Raw genomic sequence first — 554 nt, forward strand, 5'->3', positions numbered from 1 at the left:
GTAGGCGCCCTTGCGAAACTGTAGTGCAGCTTGTCGATGCAGAAGAGTCGCGATGCTATCGGATGGGCTCGACGTGAGCAGTAGACGGCAGCGACAGCGCCACGCTCCATGGCAGCAGTTCGTCGATGCGGTTGACCGGATGGTCGGCGATGTGGTAAAGCACGTAGGCGAGATATGCCTCGGGATCGAGACCGTTCAAGCGCGCAGTGCCGATTAGGCTATACATAGCCGCAGCGCGTTCACCGCCGGAGTCCGCGCCGGCAAACAAGTAATTCCGTCTTCCGAGGGCGACGCCGCGCAGCGCTCGCTCGGCGATCAGGTTGTCGATCTCAGCGCGCCCATCGCTGCAGTAATAGATCAGCGACGACCATCGGTTCAGCGCATACTGGATCGCCTTGGTCGTGTCCGACTTCGCGGAGAGCGTGGCAAGTGTCGCGTCGAGCCAGCGCTTCATGTCGTCGAGCAGCGGCACCGCTCGCGCCTGACGCACGCGCCGGCGCTCGTCGGGTGGCTTGTCGCGGATCTGCTCTTCGATCTCGTAGAGTGCACCGATC

Annotated in this window: 1 protein-coding gene; it reads right to left on the bottom strand. The window is 62.8% G+C overall.

All coding sequences use genetic code 11. From position 1 onward, the window contains the following. Positions 1–55: 55 nt before the first annotated feature. A partial coding sequence (locus BFF94_RS37575) for an IS66 family transposase (protein WP_143269782.1) occupies positions 56–554 on the bottom strand: 499 nt, incomplete at its 5' end.

Source organism: Burkholderia catarinensis (assembly GCF_001883705.2).
In the GTDB taxonomy this organism is placed as follows: domain Bacteria; phylum Pseudomonadota; class Gammaproteobacteria; order Burkholderiales; family Burkholderiaceae; genus Burkholderia; species Burkholderia catarinensis.